The 22,300-nt window shown below is 61.3% G+C and carries 21 protein-coding genes and 4 pseudogenes; 11 read left to right on the top strand and 14 right to left on the bottom strand.

The window, feature by feature from the left end; genetic code table 11:
- Positions 1-58 precede the first annotated feature (58 nt).
- Together AC4P1R_RS23095 and AC4P1R_RS23090 are read right to left on the bottom strand one after the other, a co-directional pair.
- The gene (locus AC4P1R_RS23095) at positions 59-280 is read right to left on the bottom strand and encodes a DUF378 domain-containing protein (protein WP_151612692.1); all 222 of its coding nucleotides are present in this window, start codon (positions 278-280) and stop codon (positions 59-61) included.
- Positions 281-331: 51 nt separating this feature from the next.
- Complete coding sequence (locus AC4P1R_RS23090) at positions 332-787, bottom strand: fasciclin domain-containing protein (RefSeq protein WP_492178825.1); 456 nt, start codon at positions 785-787, stop codon at positions 332-334.
- A 207-nt stretch (positions 788-994) separates the two neighbouring features.
- Between AC4P1R_RS23090 and AC4P1R_RS23085 the strand changes: the two genes are divergently transcribed.
- The 5 genes from AC4P1R_RS23085 (at position 995) to AC4P1R_RS23065 (ending at position 7,804) form a co-directional block, all read left to right on the top strand.
- Positions 995-1,585: a helix-turn-helix domain-containing protein gene (locus AC4P1R_RS23085; protein ID WP_492177971.1), complete on the top strand. Its 591-nt coding sequence runs from the start codon at positions 995-997 to the stop codon at positions 1,583-1,585.
- 324 nt (positions 1,586-1,909) lie between these two features.
- Positions 1,910-3,136, top strand: a complete 1,227-nt coding sequence (locus AC4P1R_RS23080; RefSeq protein ID WP_492177970.1) for an NRAMP family divalent metal transporter — start codon at positions 1,910-1,912, stop codon at positions 3,134-3,136.
- Positions 3,137-3,312: 176 nt separating this feature from the next.
- Complete coding sequence (locus tag AC4P1R_RS23075) at positions 3,313-4,269, top strand: SDR family oxidoreductase (RefSeq protein ID WP_492177969.1); 957 nt, start codon at positions 3,313-3,315, stop codon at positions 4,267-4,269.
- A gap of 498 nt (positions 4,270-4,767) precedes the next feature.
- Positions 4,768-6,543, top strand: coding sequence for an SLC13 family permease (locus tag AC4P1R_RS23070; RefSeq protein ID WP_492177968.1), 1,776 nt, complete (start codon positions 4,768-4,770; stop codon positions 6,541-6,543).
- Between the two features lie 238 nt (positions 6,544-6,781).
- Complete coding sequence (locus AC4P1R_RS23065; RefSeq protein ID WP_492177967.1) at positions 6,782-7,804, top strand: glycerophosphodiester phosphodiesterase family protein; 1,023 nt, start codon at positions 6,782-6,784, stop codon at positions 7,802-7,804.
- 204 nt (positions 7,805-8,008) lie between these two features.
- Here AC4P1R_RS23065 and AC4P1R_RS23060 read toward each other — a convergent pair whose 3' ends face one another.
- Positions 8,009-8,845, bottom strand: a complete 837-nt coding sequence (locus AC4P1R_RS23060) for an endonuclease/exonuclease/phosphatase family protein (RefSeq protein ID WP_492177966.1) — start codon at positions 8,843-8,845, stop codon at positions 8,009-8,011.
- 34 nt (positions 8,846-8,879) lie between these two features.
- On the opposite strand from AC4P1R_RS23060, the gene AC4P1R_RS23055 reads away from it, so the two are divergent.
- Positions 8,880-9,818 (top strand): putative bifunctional lysylphosphatidylglycerol flippase/synthetase, encoded by a 939-nt coding sequence (locus AC4P1R_RS23055; RefSeq protein ID WP_492177965.1) that lies wholly within the window; start codon positions 8,880-8,882, stop codon positions 9,816-9,818.
- Here the strand turns inward: AC4P1R_RS23055 and AC4P1R_RS23050 are convergent.
- Positions 9,716-11,293, bottom strand: a complete 1,578-nt coding sequence (locus AC4P1R_RS23050) for a phospholipase D-like domain-containing protein (RefSeq protein ID WP_492177964.1) — start codon at positions 11,291-11,293, stop codon at positions 9,716-9,718. The two genes, AC4P1R_RS23055 and AC4P1R_RS23050, sit on opposite strands and share 103 nt — an antisense overlap.
- 159 nt (positions 11,294-11,452) lie before the next feature.
- Here AC4P1R_RS23050 and AC4P1R_RS23045 point away from each other — a divergent pair.
- The 3 genes and pseudogenes from AC4P1R_RS23045 to AC4P1R_RS23035 all read left to right on the top strand — a co-directional run bounded on the left by AC4P1R_RS23045 (position 11,453) and on the right by AC4P1R_RS23035 (position 13,545).
- Positions 11,453-12,156: pseudogene (locus AC4P1R_RS23045) on the top strand (IS6 family transposase).
- Positions 12,157-12,448: 292 nt separating this feature from the next.
- A complete protein-coding gene (locus tag AC4P1R_RS23040) occupies positions 12,449-12,592 on the top strand; it encodes a hypothetical protein (RefSeq protein ID WP_492177963.1) in 144 nt (47 codons plus the stop codon).
- A gap of 626 nt (positions 12,593-13,218) precedes the next feature.
- Complete coding sequence (locus tag AC4P1R_RS23035) at positions 13,219-13,545, top strand: GYD domain-containing protein (RefSeq protein WP_492177962.1); 327 nt, start codon at positions 13,219-13,221, stop codon at positions 13,543-13,545.
- Between the two features lie 328 nt (positions 13,546-13,873).
- On the opposite strand, the gene AC4P1R_RS23030 is transcribed toward AC4P1R_RS23035, so the two are convergent.
- The 9 genes and pseudogenes from AC4P1R_RS23030 to tnpA all read right to left on the bottom strand — a co-directional run bounded on the left by AC4P1R_RS23030 (position 13,874) and on the right by tnpA (position 19,532).
- Positions 13,874-14,227, bottom strand: coding sequence for a helix-turn-helix domain-containing protein (locus AC4P1R_RS23030; RefSeq protein WP_492177961.1), 354 nt, complete (start codon positions 14,225-14,227; stop codon positions 13,874-13,876).
- Positions 14,224-14,805, bottom strand: coding sequence for a TetR/AcrR family transcriptional regulator (locus tag AC4P1R_RS23025; protein ID WP_492177960.1), 582 nt, complete (start codon positions 14,803-14,805; stop codon positions 14,224-14,226). The genes AC4P1R_RS23030 and AC4P1R_RS23025 overlap by 4 nt, the downstream gene beginning before the upstream one ends.
- Positions 14,806-14,808: 3 nt before the next feature.
- Positions 14,809-15,282, bottom strand: a complete 474-nt coding sequence (locus tag AC4P1R_RS23020; RefSeq protein WP_492177959.1) for a nuclear transport factor 2 family protein — start codon at positions 15,280-15,282, stop codon at positions 14,809-14,811.
- A gap of 266 nt (positions 15,283-15,548) precedes the next feature.
- Positions 15,549-15,767 (bottom strand): annotated as a pseudogene (locus AC4P1R_RS23015) (IS21 family transposase); the annotation flags it as partial.
- Positions 15,768-15,977: 210 nt separating this feature from the next.
- A complete protein-coding gene (locus AC4P1R_RS23010; protein ID WP_492177958.1) occupies positions 15,978-16,616 on the bottom strand; it encodes a peroxiredoxin-like family protein in 639 nt (212 codons plus the stop codon).
- Positions 16,617-16,715: 99 nt separating this feature from the next.
- Positions 16,716-16,904: pseudogene (locus AC4P1R_RS23005) on the bottom strand (hypothetical protein); the annotation flags it as partial.
- A 117-nt stretch (positions 16,905-17,021) separates the two neighbouring features.
- Positions 17,022-18,671 (bottom strand): IS66 family transposase, encoded by a 1,650-nt coding sequence (gene tnpC, locus AC4P1R_RS23000; RefSeq protein ID WP_247961104.1) that lies wholly within the window; start codon positions 18,669-18,671, stop codon positions 17,022-17,024.
- Positions 18,672-18,735: 64 nt separating this feature from the next.
- A complete protein-coding gene (gene tnpB, locus AC4P1R_RS22995) occupies positions 18,736-19,089 on the bottom strand; it encodes an IS66 family insertion sequence element accessory protein TnpB (RefSeq protein WP_159415856.1) in 354 nt (117 codons plus the stop codon).
- Positions 19,086-19,532 carry an IS66-like element accessory protein TnpA gene (tnpA, locus tag AC4P1R_RS22990; protein WP_113133470.1) on the bottom strand — a complete coding sequence of 149 codons (447 nt, stop codon included), beginning with the start codon at positions 19,530-19,532 and terminating at the stop codon, positions 19,086-19,088. The genes tnpB and tnpA overlap by 4 nt, the downstream gene beginning before the upstream one ends.
- Positions 19,533-19,821: 289 nt before the next feature.
- Between tnpA and AC4P1R_RS22985 the strand changes: the two are divergent.
- Together AC4P1R_RS22985 and AC4P1R_RS22980 are read left to right on the top strand one after the other, a co-directional pair.
- Positions 19,822-19,977, top strand: a pseudogene (locus AC4P1R_RS22985) (WGR domain-containing protein); the annotation flags it as partial.
- Positions 19,978-20,117: 140 nt separating this feature from the next.
- Positions 20,118-20,468 carry a hypothetical protein gene (locus AC4P1R_RS22980; protein WP_492177957.1) on the top strand — a complete coding sequence of 117 codons (351 nt, stop codon included), beginning with the start codon at positions 20,118-20,120 and terminating at the stop codon, positions 20,466-20,468.
- Positions 20,469-21,481: 1,013 nt separating this feature from the next.
- On the opposite strand, the gene AC4P1R_RS22975 is transcribed toward AC4P1R_RS22980, so the two are convergent.
- Entirely contained in the window at positions 21,482-22,177 is a 696-nt protein-coding gene (locus tag AC4P1R_RS22975) for a VIT1/CCC1 transporter family protein (RefSeq protein WP_492177956.1), read from the bottom strand.
- Positions 22,178-22,300: the final 123 nt, after the last annotated feature.

Here is a 22,300-nt window from a genome sequence, read left to right as displayed (position 1 = left end):
CCCGCGTCGGGAGGCAGCCAGTGCTCCAGCGACCTTTGCGTCCGATTGCCTCTGATCATCAGCCCCGTTCGGCGGTGAATTTGCCGCCACCGAAGCCGGAGAAGAGCGGCACGAGCTGCGCCGCGGCGGCAACACCAACCGCGACATAGACGATGCGGGACAGTGCCGAGCCGGCGCCGAACAGGGCAGCCACAAGATCTAGTCCGAAAAGGCCGACAAGACCCCAGTTCAATCCCCCCACCACAATGAGCGCGAGCGTGATCAGATTCACAGTCTTCATGGTTTCCTCCATCGAGGGGGCGCCGACGGCGCACCCCTCCAGCACCCCTTATCAGCCTTCCGGCGGCAGGATCACCTTGTCGATGACGTGGATGACACCGTTAGACGCGTCAACGTCGGCCGCCGTCACATGAGCGTCGTTGACCATTACGCCGTCGCCGGAGCTCTTGATTGAAACCGCCTTGCCATTGACGGTCCTTGCCTCGTTCAGCTTCACGACGTCCGCCGCCAGGACCCTGCCCGGGACCACGTGATAGGTGAGCACGCTAACGAGCTTTTCCTTGTTCTCCGGCTTCAGAAGGCTCTCGACCGTGCCTGTGGGCAGTTTCGAAAAGGCGTCGTCGGTCGGGGCGAAAACCGTAAAGGGACCGGCTCCCTTCAGCGTCTCGGTGAGACCTGCCGCGTCGATAGCCGCAGCAAGCGTCTGAAACTGCCCGGCCGCGGCGGCCGTGTCGACGATGTCCTTTTCCGCGGCAACGCCCGCCTTTACCCCGAGAACCAATCCCATGGTTGCGGCGGCGATGGCCGCTCTCTGTGCAAACTTGAACCTCATGCTTCAACTCCTGGTCAGAACCGTCGGCGTCATGCCTGCGGCCACCTTTTCATTTAGAGAAATCTTATTTTCATTCCACTCAAGTTTTCGTGATAGTTACATTTGTTTTCATGAAATGATAAGATGCCGCATCGACAGGGCATGAGAAGAAAACAAGTTGATATGGACGGACTCTCAAAGACGCTTGAAACGGAACTGGAGCGCTATCAGATCGGACCGCGGATCCGCGCGCTGCGCCTCAAGAAGCAGCTCGCCCTGACACAGCTCGCGGCGCATACGGGGCTTTCCACCGCGATGCTGTCCAAGATCGAACGGGGGCGGCTCTTCCCCACGCTTCCCACTCTCGTGCGCATCGCATTGGTATTCGGCGTCGGCCTCGATCACTTCTTCAGCCGCGACCGGCAGCGACCGCTGGTCTCGGTCGTTCGGGCAAGTGAACGCCTGCGCCTGCCGGAGCCGCCGGCGAAGGGGCCGCCTGCCTACCTCTTCGAGAGCCTCGACTACCCGGCTCCGGATCGCCGGATGGAGAGCTACTATGCGGAATTCCCGATGGATTCGCGACCGTCCGACCCGCACCAGCACGGAAGTGCCGAGTTGGTCTTCATAATCGAGGGCGAGCTCGAACTGACGGTGGGCGAGGAGACCGTGTTGCTTGGAAAAGGGGACGCCGCCTATTTCGATTCCAGCGTGAGCCACGGCTATTGCCGAAGGGGAAGCGGACGGTGTTCCGCGATCGTCGTCACGGTGCCCTGAGTGTTTCCACAAGGCTCTGGAAGGTGGGAGGGGGTGTGGCTGATCGCCTGGAAGGCGGAACAAGATGATGGCCGCGGCATTATTCCCGCGCTCGCTTGCAAGGCGGGACCGTAGGGAAGGAATTGCGTCGGAAAGCCTGGATGACCGCTCGCAGATGGAAGTCTTCAAGTGAACATGCGCAGTTCCGCTGCTGGCGGGGAAGCGGCACGTTCGTTGCGGTCGTCGGCGATCGGACGCCTGGGGTGGCCTGATATGACGGAAACCTCGTCTCCCCAAACACCCGCGAAACCCCACACACCCGCGAAACCGAAGGCGCTGCACATTTTGAAAGGTCTGCGCGCAGGTCTCGTGACCGGGGCCGCCGATGACGACCCGAGCGGCATCGCCACCTACAGCCAAGTCGGCGCGCAATTCGGCTTCACCCTCGGCTGGACGATGATCCTCACCTACCCCCTCATGGTGACGGTCCAGGGATTGAGCGCCGGCATCGGTGCCGTTACCGGCCGTGGCGTTGCCGAGAACCTGCGCCGGCACTATCCCCTGTGGCTGGCAAGGACAGCCGTGTCGATGCTGTTTGCGGCAAACTTCATAAATATTGGCGCCAATCTTGCAGCCATGGGCGCAGCCCTTTACCTCCTGATCGACGGCCCACAGGTCCTCTACGCGGCGCTCTTTGCAATAATCTGCGTTTGCCTCGAAGTGTTTGTTCCCTACCGGCGGTATGCGCTTTTTCTCAAGTGGCTGACCCTCTCGCTTTTTGCCTATGTTGCCGTCGTCCTTGCCGTTGAGGTCCCCCGGCTGGAGGCACTGCGTGGCATTTTCCTCCCGCAGTTTTCCCTGGATGCTCGGCACGCAATGGCGCTGCTTGCGATTCTGGGCACTACGATCAGCCCCTACCTGTTTTTCTGGCAGGCGGCGCAGGAAATCGAGGAGCTCAGCCGTCGGCAGCAGCCAAGGCTGAAGGCGGAGCCCGCAGCAGCCGCACCGGAACTGGCGCGTATCCGCCTCGACACGCTTGTCGGCATGGGCTTTTCCAATCTCGTGGCGCTGTTCATCATCCTGGCGACGGCGGCCACGCTTCACCAGAACGGCGTGACCCACATCGAAACGTCGGCCGAGGCGGCGGAGGCTCTCCGGCCGATCGCCGGCGAGTTTGCCTTCGTCGTATTCTCCGCCGGAATCATCGGCACCGGAATGCTGGCAGTCCCCGTCCTGGCCGGATCCGCTGCCTATGCCGTTGCCGAACTCTTCCAGTGGCCGCAGGGCTTGAACAAGCCGCTCAAAAGGGCCAAGGCATTTTACGGGACCATAGCCGCAGCGACGCTCGGCAGCGTCGCCGTATTCCTTGCAGGCCTCGATCCGTTCCTGATGCTCTATTGGAGTGCGGTCATCAACGGTATGCTCGCTGCCCCGTTGATCGCGGCCATTACCATGATGGCCGTCAATCCGCGCATCATGGGGAAACTGACCGCGCCCTGGTGGATGGCGGCCGGCGGCGGCCTCACCGCGATAGTGATGGCCGCGGGCACCATCGCTATGCTCGTACTCTGACGCGCCCGCCCCCCGCGCCAGTCATGGCTCAGGGAGACAACACCTGCCATTCGACGTGCCCGGAACTACGTGAGCGTCGCAAGTTTCAGGAGGTCGACGTGTGCCGAAGCGACCGCTGTCGCGCAACTTTTGCCCGCCGCACGAGTTCTAGAGCCAGAACCGAAAGGAGCCTCCCCATGAAATCTTCAGCAACCGCCAGGAAACAACGCGAGATCCAGTCCGAAGTGGCGGCCGCCGACAAGAAGGGCAAGCCTGAAAGCAAGGGTTCGATGCAGGCCGGCGCCCGGCGCTATCCCGAACCGCCGCTTCCGAAGGTTCACCAGGCAAAGCCCGGCAGCGAGGCCGAACTGCCGCTTCAGCCAATGTATGATGCGCCCTTCTACAAGGGGTCCGACAAGCTGAAGGACAAGGTCGCCCTGATCACCGGCGGCGATTCCGGAATCGGCCGCTCGGTCGCCGTGCTCTTCGGGCGCGAAGGCGCGGATGTGGCGATCGTGCATCTCGACGAGACCGAGGACGCAAGCGACACCCGGAGAGCCGTCGAGAAGGAAGGCCGGCGGTGCCTTACCATCCGCGGCGACGTGAAGGACCCCGCCTTCTGCCGCCGGGCGGTGGAAGAAACGGTGAAGACGTTCGGCCATCTCGATGTTCTCGTGAACAATGCGGCCTTCCAGGTTCATACCTATGACATCGAGGACCTGAGCGAGGAGCATTTCGACGAGACGCTGAAGACCAATCTCTACGGCTATTTCTACATGGCGAAGGCCGCGATCCCGCACATGCCGAACGGATCGGCGATCATCAATACCGGTTCGGTGACGGGGCTCGAGGGATCGAAGGACCTTTTGGACTATTCGATGACCAAGGGCGGCATTCACGCCTTCACGCGCGCTCTGTCCGGTCAGCTCGTGCCGAAAGGCATCCGCGTCAACGCGGTCGCACCCGGCCCGGTCTGGACGCCGCTCAATCCCTCCGACAAGCCGGCCGAAGCGGTCGAGAAATTCGGCTCGAACACGCCGATGAAACGGGCGGCCCAGCCGGAGGAGATCGCGCCCGCCTACGTCTTCCTCGCTTCACCGCATTGCTCCAGCTACATCACCGGCGAAATCCTGCCGATCGTGGGCGGCTATTGAGCGGACAGCGGCTTCGCGTCACATGCGGCGCTTCACGTCTGTTCTGACGCGCGGGCGCTGTGCGACCCTTGGATCCTGCGTTCGAGACCTTTGAACAAGGTCTCGACTGGCCACGCAAGCCAGTCGGAAGGCCGGAAGGGCTTGCCGGCGTCATCCAGGATTCCGCTGCCTCCGCCATGTTCTCCGCCGTGAACCCGAGCGGCGCGCCTTGCCGTCTTCGCCGGCCTCTTGAGCGCAGGTCCGTCAAAGTCTACACGTAGCGAAATCGCTGCCGTCATGCCAAACCTCCATTTGGCACAAGACGGAGTCAATTCTCGCTGGTATAGGCCCTGTGGTGTCTGCATGAGGTTTCCAACATTCGCCACGCGCTCAGCCGCCTGGGCAGATCCCAGCCGAACTAGCCCGCATTTCTCACACTCCTTGTGCCCTGCGCCGGTTCAAAATGGCGACAGAGGAGGAGAATGGCGCGGCCCGATGTGGCTCATCCAGGGGTGATGAATGGCAAATTTCCTCGCCGGCTATGAAGCCTATGTCGCCCTGGCGATCATATTGCTTCTGCTCATCGGTTTCGTTGTGGAACGTTATCCTCCCGAAGTTACGGCGGTCGGCGGCGCGGCATTGTTCCTGCTGTTCGGCTTCGTTCCGGCAACCGACGCAATGAGCGCGTTCTCGAATTCCGCGCCAATCACGATTGGAGCGCTCTTCGTCCTTTCCGGTGCGCTGGTGAGGACCGGTGTGCTCGAGAGCCTGACAGGCATGGTGATCGCACGTGCGGCCCATCAGCCCACATTCGCGGTGGCGATCTTTCTCCTCGCGACCGTCACAGCCTCCGCCTTCATGAACAACACGCCGGTTGTTCTCATCCTTATGCCGATCGTGATGCGACTCGCGCGATCGCTCGACATCGCCGCCACCCGGCTGCTCATTCCCCTCTCCTACGCCGCGATACTCGGAGGCACATGCACGCTGATCGGCACCTCGACCAACATCCTGGTCGACGGCGTGGCGAGGTCTTCAGGACTCGCGCCCTTCTCCATCTTCGAGATAACGCCGATCGGTATGGTGGCGGCCACGGCGGGCACGATAACGATGTTGCTGCTCGGGCGTTATCTCCTGCCGGACCGTCGCGTGAACGAAGCCGCGCCAAGCGCCGAGGGAGAATTCCTGTCCGAGATCACCATCCGCGGCGACGACAAATATGTCGGCAGGAAGATCCGCGCGATTCCCGACTTCAATCGGCCCGGCCTCAGGATCCAGGCGCTGCGCAGCGCCGGCGAGGTGATCCGCACCGATCTCGGCGAGCGGATACTCAAGAAGGGCGATTCGCTGATCGTCTTCGGGACGACCTCGGAGCTTTTGACATTGAACGAGAAGCCGGAGTTGCGTGTCGGGCTGCGCCGCGGCGTGGAACGTGCCCAGGATGCCGTGCCGGTGGAAGCCGTGGTCGCGCCGCATCGCGCGAGCGCCGGTGAGCGACTCGTGGATCTGGCGCTCGGCCGCCGCTATGGCATTCGTGTGCTCGGGGCCCACCGCCATCAGCATATACCCGGTCCGGACCTTGAGAATGTCAGGCTGCGCCCGGCAGACAAGCTTTTGCTTGAAGGACCGGCGGCCAATCTCGATGCGCTCATGGACGATGCCGACCTCGTCTCGGTAACTCGGGCGAGCGGCAGGCCTTACCGCCGCGGCAAGGCCCCCATCGCCGTCCTCGCGCTTGCGGCGGTTGTGGCCATCGCGGCGCTCGGCCTGATGGACATCGGCATATTGGCCATGCTGGCGGTCGCGGCCATGCTTCTGTTGCGCTGTATCGATGCCGACGAGGCCTGGAGCTCGATCGACGGTTCGATCCTGATCCTGATCATCGCCATGCTGATTGTCGGCCAAGGTCTTGCCAGCACCGGCGCTGTCGCGCTCATTGTCGACAGCCTCACTCCCTGGATAGCCGGCCTGCCGCCGTTCGTGACGCTCGTCGCACTTTATGCGCTCACCTCAATTTTGACCGAAGTGGTGACCAACAACGCCGTCGCCGTGTTGATCACCCCCTTGGCCATTGGCCTGGCAAATCAGCTCGGCGTGGACCCCCGGGCGTTCCTGGTGGCTGTGATGCTGGGAGCCAGCGCCAGCTTCGCCACGCCGATCGGTTACCAGACCAATACGCTGGTCTACGGCGCGGGCAATTACCGCTTCTCCGATTTCCTCAAGGTCGGCATTCCGATGAACATCATCGTCGGCGCGGCCACGTGCGTGGCGATCTATCTGCTCTTTCCCCTTTGAGGTGGCTCGCTCGCGGGTCACGATCTTCCGGGCCCACAGCCAAGGCTGCGGCCGGTCCCGACCTCAACGGCTTCGGGACGCGACTGCCGCCGCCAGGCGCCTGATCGGCCCCTCTGCCTCCTTGGATCGTCATCGTCCTGATACAAAGGGTTCATCGAGCTGTCATCGCTGATTCACGGCGCTGTCACGCCCGGCCCCTAGTCGCTTCAGAACCGAAATCGGCTCAGGAGCGAATCGCATGCGCTGGACAGCTCTCTTCTTCTCCGCCCTCGTTTTCGCCTTCGTTTGCCCGCCGGCATTCTCTGCCGAGACGACGCGCGCGACCCAGATCCTCGACCGGCTGAAACACGCGAACGACTGGCGGCGCCACGTCATGGTCGTCGCCCACCGCACCGGCTGGAAGGATCAGGGCCGGATGGTCCGGGCGGAGAACTCGCTCGAGGCCATCCGCAATGCCATCGCCCTCGGCGCCGAGATGATCGAACTCGATGTGCGCAAATCCGCGGACGGCACTTTCGTCCTTATGCATGACGACTTCCTCGATCGCACGACGACCTGCCGCGGCGAAACCAAGACCCGGACGGTGGCCGAGCTGAAGAACTGCCGGCTGATCGTCGAGGGCCGGGGCATCGTGACCGACGAGACCGTGCCGACCCTCAAGGAGGCGCTTCTGGTGGCGAAGGACAGAATCCTCGTCAATATCGACAACAAGCTGACGGCGGCGGTCCTGCCCGAGATCGCCGCCGAGGCGCGCGCCCTCGGAATGGCCGACCAGGTCCTTATCAAGGAAAACCTCTGGAACGAGCGCCGCATCGCCGACACCCGGACGCTGATGGCTGCGATCGGACCCGATGTCACCTTCATGCCGATCCTCGCCGACGACGCGGTGCATGATGCCCGCTTCATGGCCCAGGCGACCGATACCTTCGGCGCGCCGGCGGCCGAGCTCGTCCACTGGCATGCCGACGGCACGCCCATGACGAAGGACGGCGGCGTGCTGTTTTCCGCCAAGGCTCGCGCCGAGGCTATCCGCGGCAACTGGCACCTCTGGGTCAACACCTATCCGATCGTCAACCGCCCGCCGGGCATGTTGGCGGGGGGGCGCGGCGACGAGCGTGCCGTGCTCGACGGCCTGCCGCAGGAAAGCTGGGGCTTCTGGATCGACCGCGGCGCCACCATCATCCAGACCGACGAGCCAAAGGCTTTGATCGGCTGGCTGGAAGAGAACGGCTACCGCATCCCCTACGATCTGATGAACTGAGCGACGGCCGTCTTTCGCAAGCACGGCATCCCGGTTCAGCCGTCGGAGGATGGCGTCGTCGCCGGCCGCATATCGAGCCATTGCATCAAGCGCCCGCGAGGACGGCCGCCGGCGCTATAGAGGACGTACAATCAACTTTGCACGGATGGGCAGTGCCGCTCGCCCGGGGCTGATCGCCAAACGCATCGCCAGCCGGCCGGGAGGTCAAGGGAGCGGCGGAGCTCCGCTTCCGTAGGTGGGCAGGTTATCCTTTTCGATAGACCGCCTGTGAGGTTCCAGTTCCAACTCGACCAGCAACGGCAGATGATCGGAGGCCGAGCGCGCCAGCGGGCTGTCGTGCACCCGGCAGGCCTTCACGCCTATTCCGTCGCCGACGAAGACATGATCGAGGCGCAGAAGCGGCAATCGCGACGGAAAGGTCGGCCGCGGCCTGGCATTCGAAAGAAGCTGGGCGTCCCTGAGATGTCCGGCAAGTGCCCTGTAGGCGGACGAGCGCGCAACCGCGTTGAGGTCGCCTGCGAGAACCACGCGCGATTCCGATTGCCGTATTCCTCCAAGCCAGCCGGGACCCAGAAGCGCCGTCGCCTGACGAATCCGTTCCGCGCCGCGCAATCCGAGATGGGTGACGATGACCTGAAGTTTGAGATGGCCGATATCGACCTCGACCCAGAGCGCGCCTCTGGGCTCGCCGGACGACGGCAGAGACTCCGCCTTGACGAGGCGCATCGGCAGGGCGGTCAGCACCGCATCGCCATATCGCTCTTCCTCCAGGTGGAGGGCCGGATGAAACTGAGACTCCATGCGCAGATGTGCGGCGATCATCTGCGCCTGGTCCATCCCGCCGCTGCGCGCGCGGCCGACGTCGACCTCCTGGAGCGCGATAATGTCGGGGCCGCATTCGCGGATGACCTCGCCGATGCGCGCAGGGTCGAGCTTGCGGTCGGTGCCGAAGCAGCTGTGAACGTTGTAGGTCAGCAGGCGTATCGCTCGAGGCATTCCCTGTGCAGCCCTTTCGCATCCGGGAACACGCGGGACCTGCATTTCGTTCCGATGGACGCGACCGAGGAACGGGACCTTGTCAAAGAAGATTATTGCACGTCTGTTCATATTCACCGCCATCGGCGTCGCCGGCTGGCTGATATACCGGGCGCTCAGCCGATACACGTTCGGCGAAATCCTGGGTGTGATCCTGCAGATCCCCCTCGGCCATCTGCTCGCCGGTATCGGTTTCGTCTGCCTCTCCTATTTCTGTCTGACGCTGTTCGACACGCTTGCGGTTCGCTATGTCGGGCAAAGGCTCGCCTATCGCCGCGTGGCCATCACCTCCTTCACCAGCCTCGCGATCGGCCACAATGTAGGCGTGGCGGCCTTGAGCAGCGGAGCCATTCGGTACCGCTTCTATTCACGCTGGGGTTTCAGCGGCGAGGAAGTGGCAAAGATCATCCTGTTCTGCGCCGTTACCGTCGGCCTGGGCCTTGCCACCCTGGCCGGCCTTTCCTGTCTCGCCGTGCCGGAGAGCGCGGCGCGGATCATCGGGCTGTCGCGAACCGGGGCCCTTCTGCTCGGCATCACCTGCCTGGCGGGGTCGCTCAGCTATGTGATGCTTGCGGGCTTGCTCCGGGGATCGGTGCGTCTTTTCCAATGGACCTTCGAAATGCCCTCCCTGCCGCTTGCAGCCGGTCAGGTGGTCGTCGGCACGGCCAATTTCCTCTGCGTCAGCGCGTGCCTGCATCAGTTGGTGCTGGCATTCGGGACGCCGGCTTTCCTCGAGACCGCGACCGCCTATGTCGGCGCCAATGTCGCGGCCCTTGTCAGCCACGTCCCAGGCGGAATCGGCGTGCTCGAAGCGACGATTGCCTTTCTGCTCGGCCAGACCGCCAATATCGGGGCGCTGATCGCATTCCGGGCGATCTACTTTTTTCTGCCGCTGCCGCTCGGGTTAATCTCGTTGTCGATCGCGGAGTTTCTTCGTTTCGACGGGGCGAAAAGCCTCGCCAGCAAAGCGAAAAGCTGACCGCCCCAGCGCCGCACGAGGACGAGCGTATCGTGAAGCGGCCTGACCGGCCGGCGTGGGTCGACGATGTCCGTGCCCCAGACAAGCGAAGTCGCCCCGTCCTCCTTGAGCCCGTCGAAGGGCCGCAGACCGCGCCTGTTCACGTTCAGCCTGTCGATGACGGCGGCGAGCGAACCGGTCTCCCGCACCGTGGCGTCGACTTCCGCCGGGTCGACGTCGAGATGTTCCGCCAGAAGGCCGTTGCGTATTTCCCGAATTGCCGCGCATTGCTGATCGCTCGCGGCTTCGACGGCAACGTCGCATTCCGTATCAAGCCCTTCCGAGCGGTTGTTGAAATTCGACGAGCCGACGCGAAGGAACCGCTCGTCGATGACGACCAGCTTGGAATGGATGATCACTTCCTGTTCGGAGCCATCCGCTGCAGGGACGACAGGATAAACTACCCGCAGCCTGCCATGGCGGTCGGCCTGCTTCAGCCGCCGGACAAGGCGGTCGCGATTGTTCCCCATGATCAGTCTTTCCAGAATGCCGTGCGAACTGAAGGTGGTGACCACGACGATTTCCGGGCCGGCCGGCTCCTGCAGGCGCCGGCAGAGCAGCGCGCCGATCCTTTTCGAGGCGAAATACTGGTTCTCGATATAGATGTGGCGGCTCGCGCTGCACAGCGCATCCAGGGTTAGCCTTACGGCCTCCTGCCGCCCCCGGCGGTCGCCGTATTCCGGCTCGGTGCGCGCAATCGCGATCCGGCAATCCGTCAGGATCGGCACGGTGCCGGCCGGCCACGCGGCGGCCTGCCGCGTCGGAGGGCTTATCTCTTCCCCGACCGACGATTTCCAGCGCGCGCGGCAGAGATCCCCGATGGCTCGGCTCGCCGGACCCTCCAGCACCATCTGGATATCATGCACCGGGTCGTAGGGCTTTCCATCCGGATCGCGTCTGAGATCGTTTTCTGCCAGATGATCCGGCCTGTCCCAGCGGCGCGCCGTAAGGTCGATGCCGCCGACGAAGGCGATGCGGTCGTCAATCGAAACGAGCTTCTGATGGTGCGAGCCGCGAAATGCCCGGTGGTTTGCAAAGCGGAGTTCGATCTGCGGATGTGCCGCCCACTTCTGCCGGCGAAACAGCCGAAAGGACTTTCCCGAATAGATCGGTCCCATCGCCCAGATGAGAATCCGGATTCTCACCTTCGGGCTTTGCCCAGAGAGCCGCTCCAGGAATGCCCCGAGCGTCTCCGATTGCGGATCTTCGGGTCGCAGCCTAATGCGAGGATCGAAGTCCCATCCGGTGATCCAGATCTGCTCCTCCGCCTGCTCCATGACGCGCGCGACGCATGCATAATAGGCGGCGGCATCGATGAGGAAGCCCACGCGCTCTGCAGCCACGCTGCGCCAGACGTTCTCCGCTTCCTTGATGATCGGCCGGCCTGCGCGCCGCCATGGCCGCGACTTTCCGGCAAATATCGTTTTCCAAGCCAAGCTTTCATGTCCCAGGTGGCAACTGGCGGAGGAATCCGTTTCGGTCGAAAATTGTTCCCGCGGCCGCCCGACCCGAACGCGAGAGGCGGTCCGCCCAGTGGGGATCGCGGTGATGTCAGGTTAACGGTAGCTGAAGCCCTTGGCTGATAATCGGTAGCCATGATCCGAGCCACTGTCAGTTATAAGCGTCATCGTTTTCCGCCCGCTGTCATTGCCCGTGCGGTCTGTGTGTACGTTCGATTTCCGCTGAGCCTGCGTCTGGTGGAAGAGATGCTGCTGGAGCGCGGCATCGTTGTTTCTTACGAAACGGTCCGGTGCTGGGCGAAGAAGTTCGGCCCGGATTATGCTGGCCGTTTGCGGCGGAAACCGTCAAGGGCCAGCGATGTGTGGCATCTGGATGAAGTGGTCATGACGATTGGGGGAGGAAGCACTGGGTGTGGCGCGCGGTCGATCAGGACGGCTACGTTCTCGACGAGATCGTCCAGAGCCGGCGCAACACCAAGGCTGCCAAGCGTCTCCTGATCAGGTTGATGAAGAAGCAGGGATGCCTGCCGAAGCGCATCGTCACTGACAAGCTTCGCTCCTATGGCGCGGCACGACGCCAGGTCATGTCGGCTGTCGAGCATCGATCGCATAAGGGCCTGAACAATCGCGCCGAGAACTCGCATCTGCCTTTGCGAAAACGAGAGCGGGCCATGCAAGGATTTCGGTCGCCAGGCGGATTGCAACGCTTCCTGTCCGTCTTCTCGGCAGTCCGAAATCTCTTCGTTCCGCCTTACTCGAAACACTCAGCCATGGCCATCCATCTGCATCGCCTCAGGGCGATCGCGCATTGGAAGGCCGTTACCGGCGCAGCAGCCTGATTCAGGTATCTCGCAAAAGTGTTCTCTGGCGGATTTAACCTGACATCACCAGGAGAAGCTCTGCACCGAAGTCGCCCGCGTGCTCAGGACTGACGGGGTCTTTGGGGCCTACGAAGTGATGCGGACCAGCGACGGCGATCTGTCCTATCCGGTTCCCTGGGCCGAAACGGCAGCCCTCTCGTTTCTCGCAACTCCCACTACTTTCCGACAAGCTCTGGAGCGGAGCGGCTTTGTTGTCGCAGCGGAAGAAAATCGGAGGGAATTCGCTCTCGATTTTTTCCGTCGGATACGGATGCGCATCATCGAAAGCGGCCCGCCGCCACTCGGGATACACCTCCATATGGGACAAAACGCGTCGGAGAAGATCGCCAACATGATCGAGAACCTGGAACGCGGGCTCATTGCCCCGGTCGAGATGGTCTGTCGGCGCAGGTAACCTGGCAGGATGTCCCGTACCCGCCTTTGATGAGCAGAGCGTTCCGCCGCCAGCCTAAGCTGCGTTTAACCTTCCGCCAAGGCGAGTGGCGCACCCTCGTGAACGGATTGGTCGGCTCACCGCCAAGTCGTGTTTTGGATCGCAATTCGGACCTTCGGGCGGGCCAGTGGGAATGCTGGATTTGGGTCGATTCCAGCCACCCATCGGAAACTGTCGTGCGACTGCTGTTGGCGAAAAGCGGACTCATGAGAAGCACATCGGGGACAGAGGGGGTGGTGTCCCATTCCGGGCATGTGCCGCGGAACCGGTCCACCGCGCAACTCGGAGATAAATTGGTTGTGGAGGACCGACTCAACCGATCCCCCCAATATGCCTTCGGGCGTTTTGCTGCATGAAGGCGGGCCGCTGTTGGCCGAAGCTGCCCACATCCCGTCGATCTGGAAGGACGGCAATAGGTGGTTCTGCCGTCTGCGGATTGTGGCACAGGCTATCTGGGCTTCCCGCCGCGCCCCAAAAACGGCGAAGTTGAAACCATTCACCACGACAAGTCCGCACATTGGAAATGACTCGCGTTCTCCCCGGCTTGAGCGTTAACTGTGTTGTTCTGACGGAGGAGGAGGCAAAACATGGCCATGTATCTCACGCGCTTCAGCTACACGCCCGAGACGTGGGCCCGCATGATCGAAAACCCCGAGGATCGCCGAGAGGCGGCACGTACTTACATTGAATCCGTCGGCGGAAAGCTCCATGGGTTCTGGTACGCCTTTGGCGAGCATGATGGTTGGAATCTGTGGGAGGCGCCTGATAACGTATCGATGGCGGCTGTCGCGCTTGCTATCGGCGCAGGAGGCGCGCTCAGCTCTATTGAGACCACTGTCCTCCTCAGCGTCGAGGATACGATGGAAGCCTTGGGAAAGGCAAAGTCGATTCGGTATCGTCCACCGGCAGCGTAGGCGGCCACCCACTGCTTCCCATCCTTGTTGAAGATCCGTGCTTCGTGCGTATCTCCGTTCCCGGCGAAAGCTCTCTGTGAATTTCGCCGGAGGCAAGAAAAGCCCGCAATGAGTCGATTTTTTCACGTTGACCCACCGTCGCAGAAGGTGGAGGGCGGAAGTTCACGGGATGGCGATGAGCGTCTGCAGTGCAGACTTAGCGGCCTTCCATTGGACGCAGCGACTTAATCAGGAGCATCCAGTGCTCTGTATCGGTCTCCAAGCCGTCCTTCACACACGCTAGTGTTGCAGCAACTTCGTAGGGGGCCTAAGGGCCCGGCCGGCGTAGTCAGGCACTGCATCGCCGCCAACGTGCGGGAGGCTGTCCCGTCTGCCGCCGGAATACTGTAATGAAATGGGTCTGCGAGCGAAATCCAACGTCGATGGCGATTTCGTCGATGCGCATCTCATCGCTCCTCAGCTTCGTTTTTGCCCGCTCTATTCGACGGTCGCGAACATAGGCATGCGGACTGAGGCCCGTCGCCGAGCGGAATCCGGCGGCGAAGTGCATGGGGCTGAGGCCTGCCGCGCGGGCGACGTCAGCGAGGTGAAGCGGACTCGCGAGGTTTGTTTCGATGAAATCCACGGCACGCTTGATCCGCCACGGTGCAAGCACGACAGAACTGGTCTCGCGCTTCCTCATCTTTGGTCTCCCCTCTGGGTCGCAGCAACAAGTCTGGACTGGACCCTATCAAGCGTTCGTTCGAAGACTTCCGGTTCGTCGAGTGCTCTGGCGAGCACCAAGGCCCCCTGAACGGCAACTATCGTCTCTTCGGCGATCGCAAGTGCATCTCGGTGCGAGCATCCAGCCTTCTCGATTGCCTCGGTGAGCGCACTCCGCCATTCGCTGAAGTAATCCCTGACCTGATCGCTGAACTTGTTCCGGACGTTGTCCAACGCAAACGCGCCAACGAGGCACACACGGCGGCCGGAGCGAAAATACTCCGAAACCAAGTGACACATGTTGACGATGGCGGAGCGCGGATCATCCGCGCTCCGCAACGGTTCGAAGACCTTTGTCGCGAACCAATGGTCGATCTCGCCGAGCACGGCGGCCGCCATTTCCTCCTTCCCGCCGGGAAAGAAGTGATAGAGACTTCCCTTTCCGAGGCCGGTCTTTTCGGTGATGGTTGAAAGACTCGCTCCATCGAAACCAAATTCCCGAAAGATCTCGGCCAGGGATGGGATTACGTCCGAGCGTTCGGCGACGATCTTTGGCATGTTCTAAAGTCCTAGTTCCGAAAGGCTCGGGTGGTCGGCAGGCCGTGGCCCAGACCGGTCCCAGAAGAATTTGCGTTCTGATTCCGCAATCGGCATGTCGTTGATGCAGGCGTAACGGTGGTGCATTAGACCATTTTCGTCGAACTCCCAGTTCTCGTTCCCGTACGCCCGGTACCAGTTTCCGGAGTCATCGCGATATTCGTACGCAAAACGGACGCCGATGCGGTCGCCGTCATGGGCCCAAAGTTCCTTGATCAGCCGATACTCGAGTTCCTTCCGCCACTTCCTGGTGAGGAATTCGACGATCTTATCGCGACCTTGGACAAACTCTGCGCGGTTACGCCAATAGCTGTCCACGCTATAGGCGAGGGATACCCGATGCGGATCGCAACTGTTCCATCCATCCTCGGCGGCGCGGACCTTGGCTGCCGCGGATTCGCGGGTGAAGGGAGGTAATGGCGGGCGCTGTTCAGACATGGTCTTGATCTCCTGATGCCGTCATACTGTACCGATCGGTAAACAGTGTGTCAATCGGTACATGCGCCTGCGCGTGGCGTCAAGGGTCAAAGCTCGGCGCTGGTCGTTTTGCCGTGCGAATTGAAAGGTTGCGCCGCAGGCTGACGAGTGCGCCCGGCCAGGAATTGAGATCTTAAATGTCGTGTTTGGAGCCGTTTGCGAGATGTTTGTCCGCCCAGAGCATGAGCTCACGAAAGACTGACCCAAGCTCTCGCGCGGATAGAAGTAGAGCCCTCGCGAGGCGGCTGTTTAAACGGTGCAGATCCGCCCTCTCGAAGATATCGGCGAACGGTATTCCGCGCGCATCCAAATTCTTTCGATAGACGTTTGCTACCCCAACCAAGCTCGTGCAGCCGCAGCATTGCCACCACCTCGTCAGTCTGAAGCATATCCCCGCCCTGCATCGTTCGCGACAATGCAGGATGCGATGAAATCGCCCTAGTCATCCATTCCTCCTCGTTTTGACACGAGGGGGTCAGTTCTTCGCTTCGTTAGGGGGTCAGTTTTTCATTTCGCCCGACAGGTAGCGGAGGTACGATACGCGAGTACCCCCACCCGGAAATCGTAGCGATTTCAATGGCTATCGACGAGCCGGTGTACGAGCCGCGTAAGGTTGCGTGAGCTCCCTGCCCTGCCGCCGAGTTTTTGGCTATCTATTAGTGTGCAAGTTCGGAAGCCGCCGACATCAGTTCCTCGGGATTCGGCGCCCTGAACGTATAGCCAACCTCCAAGACTTCAGTGAAGCTCCAGCGTACGATCCCCGCCCGGTCCAGTAGGAACTGACCGACAAGCTGCGCCTGGGCGGAAGCCATCATCTGCTGATCGGCTTCCGTAATCTCATATCCTTCCTTCTTGTTGAGTAACTCGTTCATTGCCATTACGTCCATAGGCTCGGGCAAGTCGCCCGGGAGATGGACCCGTATCGCCATGACCTTGTCCATACCGACCTCTCGCAAGCCGAAAGCACGGTGCGAGGCCCGCTCCGGGTCGGACGCCGCGAGAAGATCTGGTGTCGGGTGGTACCGGAAATAGAGCCGCGCGCGTTCAACCGGCGTGTTGACCACCGCCAGGCATTCGACGCCTTTCTCATGCAGGGCCGGTTTGAGTTGCGCCATCGCCGCGACATGGCGCCGGCAGAACGGACAGTGTAGGCCTCGAAACAAACCGATCAGTAACGGGCTACGGCCTCGAAAATCATTGAGCGCAATCTTGCCTTCCCGCGAGATCGCATCGAGTACCACGTTCGGTGCTCGGTCGCCGAGTTGCAGTGGACGGTCGCGATTGTTCGTGGACATGGACAAGCTCCTCGCCCCAGATCATGAGCAAACAATAGTGGCTCCTCATCATATTAATCCTCTAAACGAACGCACTCACGGTCAAAATATGATCAGAAGTCAGGTTTCGCTGCGCAGTAAGCGGCCGGCTGGGATGGTGTTTAGTGCATGTCGAGGAAGGCCCGGATAGCCGTAACCCTGTGGATCCTGCAGCATCGCAAAGTGGCTGACGTCCTTGAGGATCACCAGCTTCGCGTCACGCACCGTCTGGCCGATGTGGTCCGTGTTTTCATCGCGATCTCCGACGGCATTACAAGCAATTCAGCGTATGCGGCGTCTCCACCCCATTGATTTTGCGGTTGCAACGGTCAGGTCTATCGCTTGCGGATGTCCCGTGAGCTCATCGAAGAGTCCCTGACGAGCTCACTATGAGGCGCTGGTCCGTTGCGCGTAGGCCCATGGCATGAGGGCGTCGATATCTTTCGCGAGATGACCATTGGCCAGGCTGATGAAGAGATCTCGCAGGTAGGCGTAGGGTTCGACGCCATTCATTTTGCAGCTGCCGATCAGGCTGGCAAAGCGGGCCCAATTTCGGCCACCCTCGTCATGGCCTGCAAACAGCGCGTTGCGGCGGTTCATGGCCGGGCTGCGTATGGCGTTTTCGACCAGGTTTGAATCGATGTCGACGCAGCCGTCATCGAGGAACAGCCGGAAGCCGTCTTGTCGTCTCAGCATATAGGCCATGGCCACGCCGAGGTCGGACTTGCGCGAGACGCGCGCGGCCTGCGCGGACAACCAGGTGAAGAACTCATCGACTAGCGGACGGGACAGGTTCTGGCGCACAGTCTGGCGGTGTCCGGGATCACGGCCTCGGATGCTGTCCTCGATTTTGTAGAGAGCGGCGATACGCAGCAACGCCTCGTCGACGATGGGCGAACCCTTCTTCGGCTTGGCCTTGATCAGTTTTCTGCGGCCATGCGCCCAGCAGAAGGCCAGCTTCAACGGATCGCCGCCCGTGCGGTCCGGCGTGGCGAGGTGCGAGTAACCACCATAGGCATCGACTTGGATCGTGCCGTTGAAGCCGTCGAGGATTTCTGCGGCATATTCGCCTTTACGCCCAGGCCGGTAGTGGAAGACCACACCAGTCGGCGCAGAGCCGTTCCAGCCGCGATCGTCGCGCAGAACCGCCCAGAGATAGCCGGTTTTGGTCTTGCCGCCTCCCGGATCCAACACCGGGGCCGTGGTCTCGTCGACATAGAGTCTTGAGCTGCCCTGTTTCAGGATCATGGCCATGTGGTCTACCACCGGCGCGATCGCAGCACCCGTCCTGCCCATCCAATCTGCCAGGACGGTGCGGTCGATCGGCACTCCGTGCCGGGCCATGACTGTCGCCTGACGGTTGAGCGGCATATGTTCGGAATGCTTCGACACGGCGACCTGGGCCAACAGGGCTTCGGTCGGCCAGCTACCTTCCAGCAAATGCGCCGGCGCTCTGGCCTGAACCACGCCCGTGCGGCCCTTGGGACAAGCGTATTTCGGGCGGATCGTGACGATCACCTGGTAGCACGCCGGAATTTGATCGAGCCGTTCCGTCCGATCTTCGCCGATCCGAACCATTTTGCCGCAACCACAGGGGCAAGCAATGCTGTCGGGCTCGATCACCCGCTCGACCCGCGGCAGGCCCTGCGGCAGCGCGCGCGTCTTACGCTGTTTGCGAGGGACGTCCTTGCCGATATCGGGTCCGCTCGCCGCGATCTTTTCCTCGACGACGGCGATCTTTGCCTGTGTTTCGGCAATGGCCGTCTCCAGGTCCTCCAGCGCCAGTTCCATCTGCGTCGGATCCAGCTTTTCCGATTTCGGCCCGAACTTCGTGCGGCGGTAGTCCTGAACTTGGCCCTCAAGCCTCTCGATCAGTTCCTTCAGCTCGGTGATGAAGGCGTCCTTTTCGGCCACCACCGCCTGCTCATGCTGACGTGCCGCACGCTCCACCGACAGCTCGAACTGCACCGCCGCAAAGGCGTTCAATACCTCGACGGGAAGGTCCGGGAACTGGCTGAGATCGATGGGCTGCGACATGCAGCTTCATAGCAAATCGAAGCAGAAAAGCCCAATAAAACAATGCCAAAACCGAACAGGTGAGTCATCCTGCCGCAGTCGGCGCTGTCACCCGCTGCGCCATAACCCGTCGCCAATCAAGCCCTTCGAACAAGGCTTCGTATTGAGCCCGAGAAAGACGCATCGTTCCATCCTGCACCTTGGGCCAGGCAAAGTTTCCCTGCTCCAAAACCTTGTAGATCAGCACCATTCCGGTGCCATCCCATACCAGGATTTTTAGGCGATCCCCGCGCTTCGACCGGAAGATCACCGTCACCCCGGAATGCGGATCAAGCTTCAACTCGGTCTGCACCATCAATGCCAGCGCCTGATGGCCACAGCGGAAGTCCACCGGCCGCGTCGCGATCAGGATCGGTAATCGTTGGCCCGCGACGATCACGCCGTCCCTCGCATCGCACGCACCAAGGCTGCAACCCGATCAACCGGCACATCGCCGGGAACCCTCACCACGAGGTCTGCGCCTATTTCTACCGTCACGATCTGCGAAGCGGCCGCGACCGGATCCGGGATCGGCAAAGCATCGGTAGCCGTCTTCGGCTCCGTCGTAATCGCAAGTGGCACAAAAGCGGGTTCGATAGGCCCGTCCTCAATGGCTGGCATCAGTTCGGCAGGCAGCGCCAGAAGACCCTGACGTGCTTGTCGTCGCCAGCAAGAAAGTTGATGCGCAACGAGATCATGACGACGCGCAACGTCAGCGACCCGAACTCCAGGCTGAAGGCTCTCCGCAACAATCCGCGCCTTCACAGCATCGGGCCATCGTCGGTTTCCACGACGAGGCTCCACAACTTCGCATCGCCCGACAAATCCTTCACCATCCGCCATGCCAAATCTCCAGCCTTGCCGAAAACCTTGTGGCAGAAACCTCAATGCTCAGAAACACACGGAATCAATGGGATGTAGGCGGCGCATACAATTCAGCACAACATTCGCAAACAAAGTTACCACAGCGCCGCGCGACGCCTTAACAGACGCGCAGAGCGTGCTTGGTTGCAATGCTTCCCGAGTGGCGGCGGACTCTCAGATCTTGCAATCAAATTCTTGAATCGGTCAGCGCTGACCGATTCATAAATCTCATTGGACGGCCAGTCCTCGACAGGCCAAGCTCGCAGGCATGACCCAGCACTGGTTCCGCCTGTATGTTCAGCGAATTGACGCGACCAAGAACGTGGCCCGCTATTATACAATGTCGATCGAGCCGGATCTCTTCGGCGGCGCTTCGCTCGTCCGCCGTTGGGGCCGGATCGGCACTCGCGGCAAAGAGCGCGTGCGCTCAGGCCCTTGTTTGCCACGCCGTCGGCATTGCCAAAAAGTTGCGACCTCGTCCGCCTGCTACCGGGAGCCTATGGAACAAGGGAAACTTTGCGCGCATCATATAGTTGGCACGCGCCTTAGAGAGCCGAGGACCGCATGTCTTCCAAAAATCCAGATCAATATTTAGACTCTGAAGACATCAACCTTTTGGTGGAAATACTAAAAGTCGCTGGTTATTCCGAACCAACAGCAGAAGATGAAAGCGCCGAAAAGCTTGCTGCGGCGCGCTTCCTGACCGATACTATTCAGCGGGGCGTCTGGACCAAGGCGCAACTGACCGCCGCTCTTTGTAAGCGCGGCGACGCGCCAGGCGGACAAAATCAGACTCCAGTTCAAACGAAAACGGAAACCATTAATCGATGGGAGAATGAAGGTGGCGTAATCGCACGCCAACCTTTTGAGCATTCCTCGAAGCCCGATATGGCCCGCACCCCGCTTCTTTCATAGGAGGTGTCAGTGCACATACCGCCCAAATTGGCAGTCCAACATCTTGGTCCGCGTGATCTCGCGTTGATACGGAAGGTCTTCGAAGCGGCCTGTTCCAAAACTCGCACTCCCCGTCTCAGCCGAGACGCCGACCGACTAGCAAAGTTCATCACCGATGAATTCCGGTTCGGGAACAAGGATGAAGCCTCCCTTCTCGAATGCGCTATCTGGTTCGGTACTGCCCGCATTCCACCAGCAGTAAGGGACGCCTCAACCGGCGACACCCAAGTTGCGGCGACACGAGAGGGCAGAGATCGGGCAGGCCTGCGGAAAACCGGCGTGCCCAAAAGCCAAGGCTAGACACTCTCCCGAACATGCGCCACCGCCCACCCAGGTAGCGGAGTTGCGACGTCATCGCCGTGAGGCACGACAGCTACGTGATTGGCGACCCCGCCGTACAGGACGCTGCGATCAAGGAGCTTGACCGATCCGCGTCGACTGAATGTGCTGGCTTCGTCAGTCACCGCAGAAGAGTGGCATCCATGCTGCGCTCAAGCTTTCTTCTTGGATGCTTGTCTAACGCGAATTCGTAGCGGCTTTCCCTCCACATGCCACCACTTGCCGCTCGTCGCTTTGACGTCTACCTCTTTCGGGTCAAAGCCTGGAACCGGACGATAGAGAAGGCGGAGGCCATTCAGGCTAAAGGCGTCACCATCGGCGGCAGGTGAAGGAACCTCTACGGTAATGGCCTTCGCATACGATCAGGGTCTCACACTTCGGTCAGCGACGAGGTTGACCGGCCAATTAGGAGGACTGAATGTGGAACTTTTTCATTCGCGCGCTGCTTGCCGCTGCAACCATGCCGACGGCTTCGCCCGCCAGCGCCGAGACCCTGACGCTTAGTTTTGGCGCAAATATGATAGTCCTGCCAGCCGTTTGCGGTCAATTCGTCCTGCAGATAAGACGAGGCAGGACTGTCGGCAGCCATCAACTGGTAGTTCTGCGGGGATTCCCAGTGGCGCTACGGCCGTCCTTCACACTGCTGTCCCCACCAGTGCGCCTATACCCGCAGTAAGCGTCATTGCAACAGCTCCCCACAGGGTTACGCGGGTTGTGGCCCTCAGGACATTTGCGCCGCCGGCCTTTGCTCCGATCGCGCCGAGCAAGGCCAGGAAAGCCAGTGAGGCCACTGCAACAACGTAGACGAGCTTCGATGCGGGCGAAAGGACGACCATCATCAGCGGCAGCGCGGCGCCCACGGCGAAGGTGGCAGCGGATGTCAGCGCGGCTTCCACCGGGCGGGCCGACATGTGTTCTACAATTCCGAGTTCGTCGCGTGAATGCGCCGACAGAGAGCCGCTGGCGGTGAGTTCGACCGCAACTAGCCTTGCCAGATCGCGGGCCAGTCCGCGCTTGACGTAGATTCGCGTCAGTTCTTCAAGCTCAGCGTCCGGCTGGGTTTCCAATTCCGTGCGCTCTCGGGCGAGATCGGCCTCCTCGGTGTCCGACTGTGAGCTTACGGAAACATATTCGCCGGCTGCCATGGACATCGCGCCTGCGACCAAACCGGCCGCGCCCGCGACCAGGACTTGCGAGGGTTCTGCTGACGCCGTAGCGACCCCCATGATGAGGCTGGCCGTCGAAACGATGCCGTCGTTCGCGCCCAGTACGGCCGCCCTTAGCCAGCCGATGCGGGAGACGAGGTGATTTTCCGAGTGCAATCGGCTCATGGCCTTCTCCTGATCGAGCGTTCAAAATAGGCTTCCCACCCGATGGCGTTCGAGCTCGTGCCTGGCGCAGCAGCTCAAACCGATGGCCGCTCTCTTCAGTGTCAACGATGAGGCCGTGATCGA

The sequence above is a fragment of the Sinorhizobium sp. Y406 genome, from assembly GCF_058732025.1.
The sequence above is the reverse complement of the archived record's forward strand: the minus strand, read 5'-3'. Positions and strand labels throughout refer to the sequence as shown.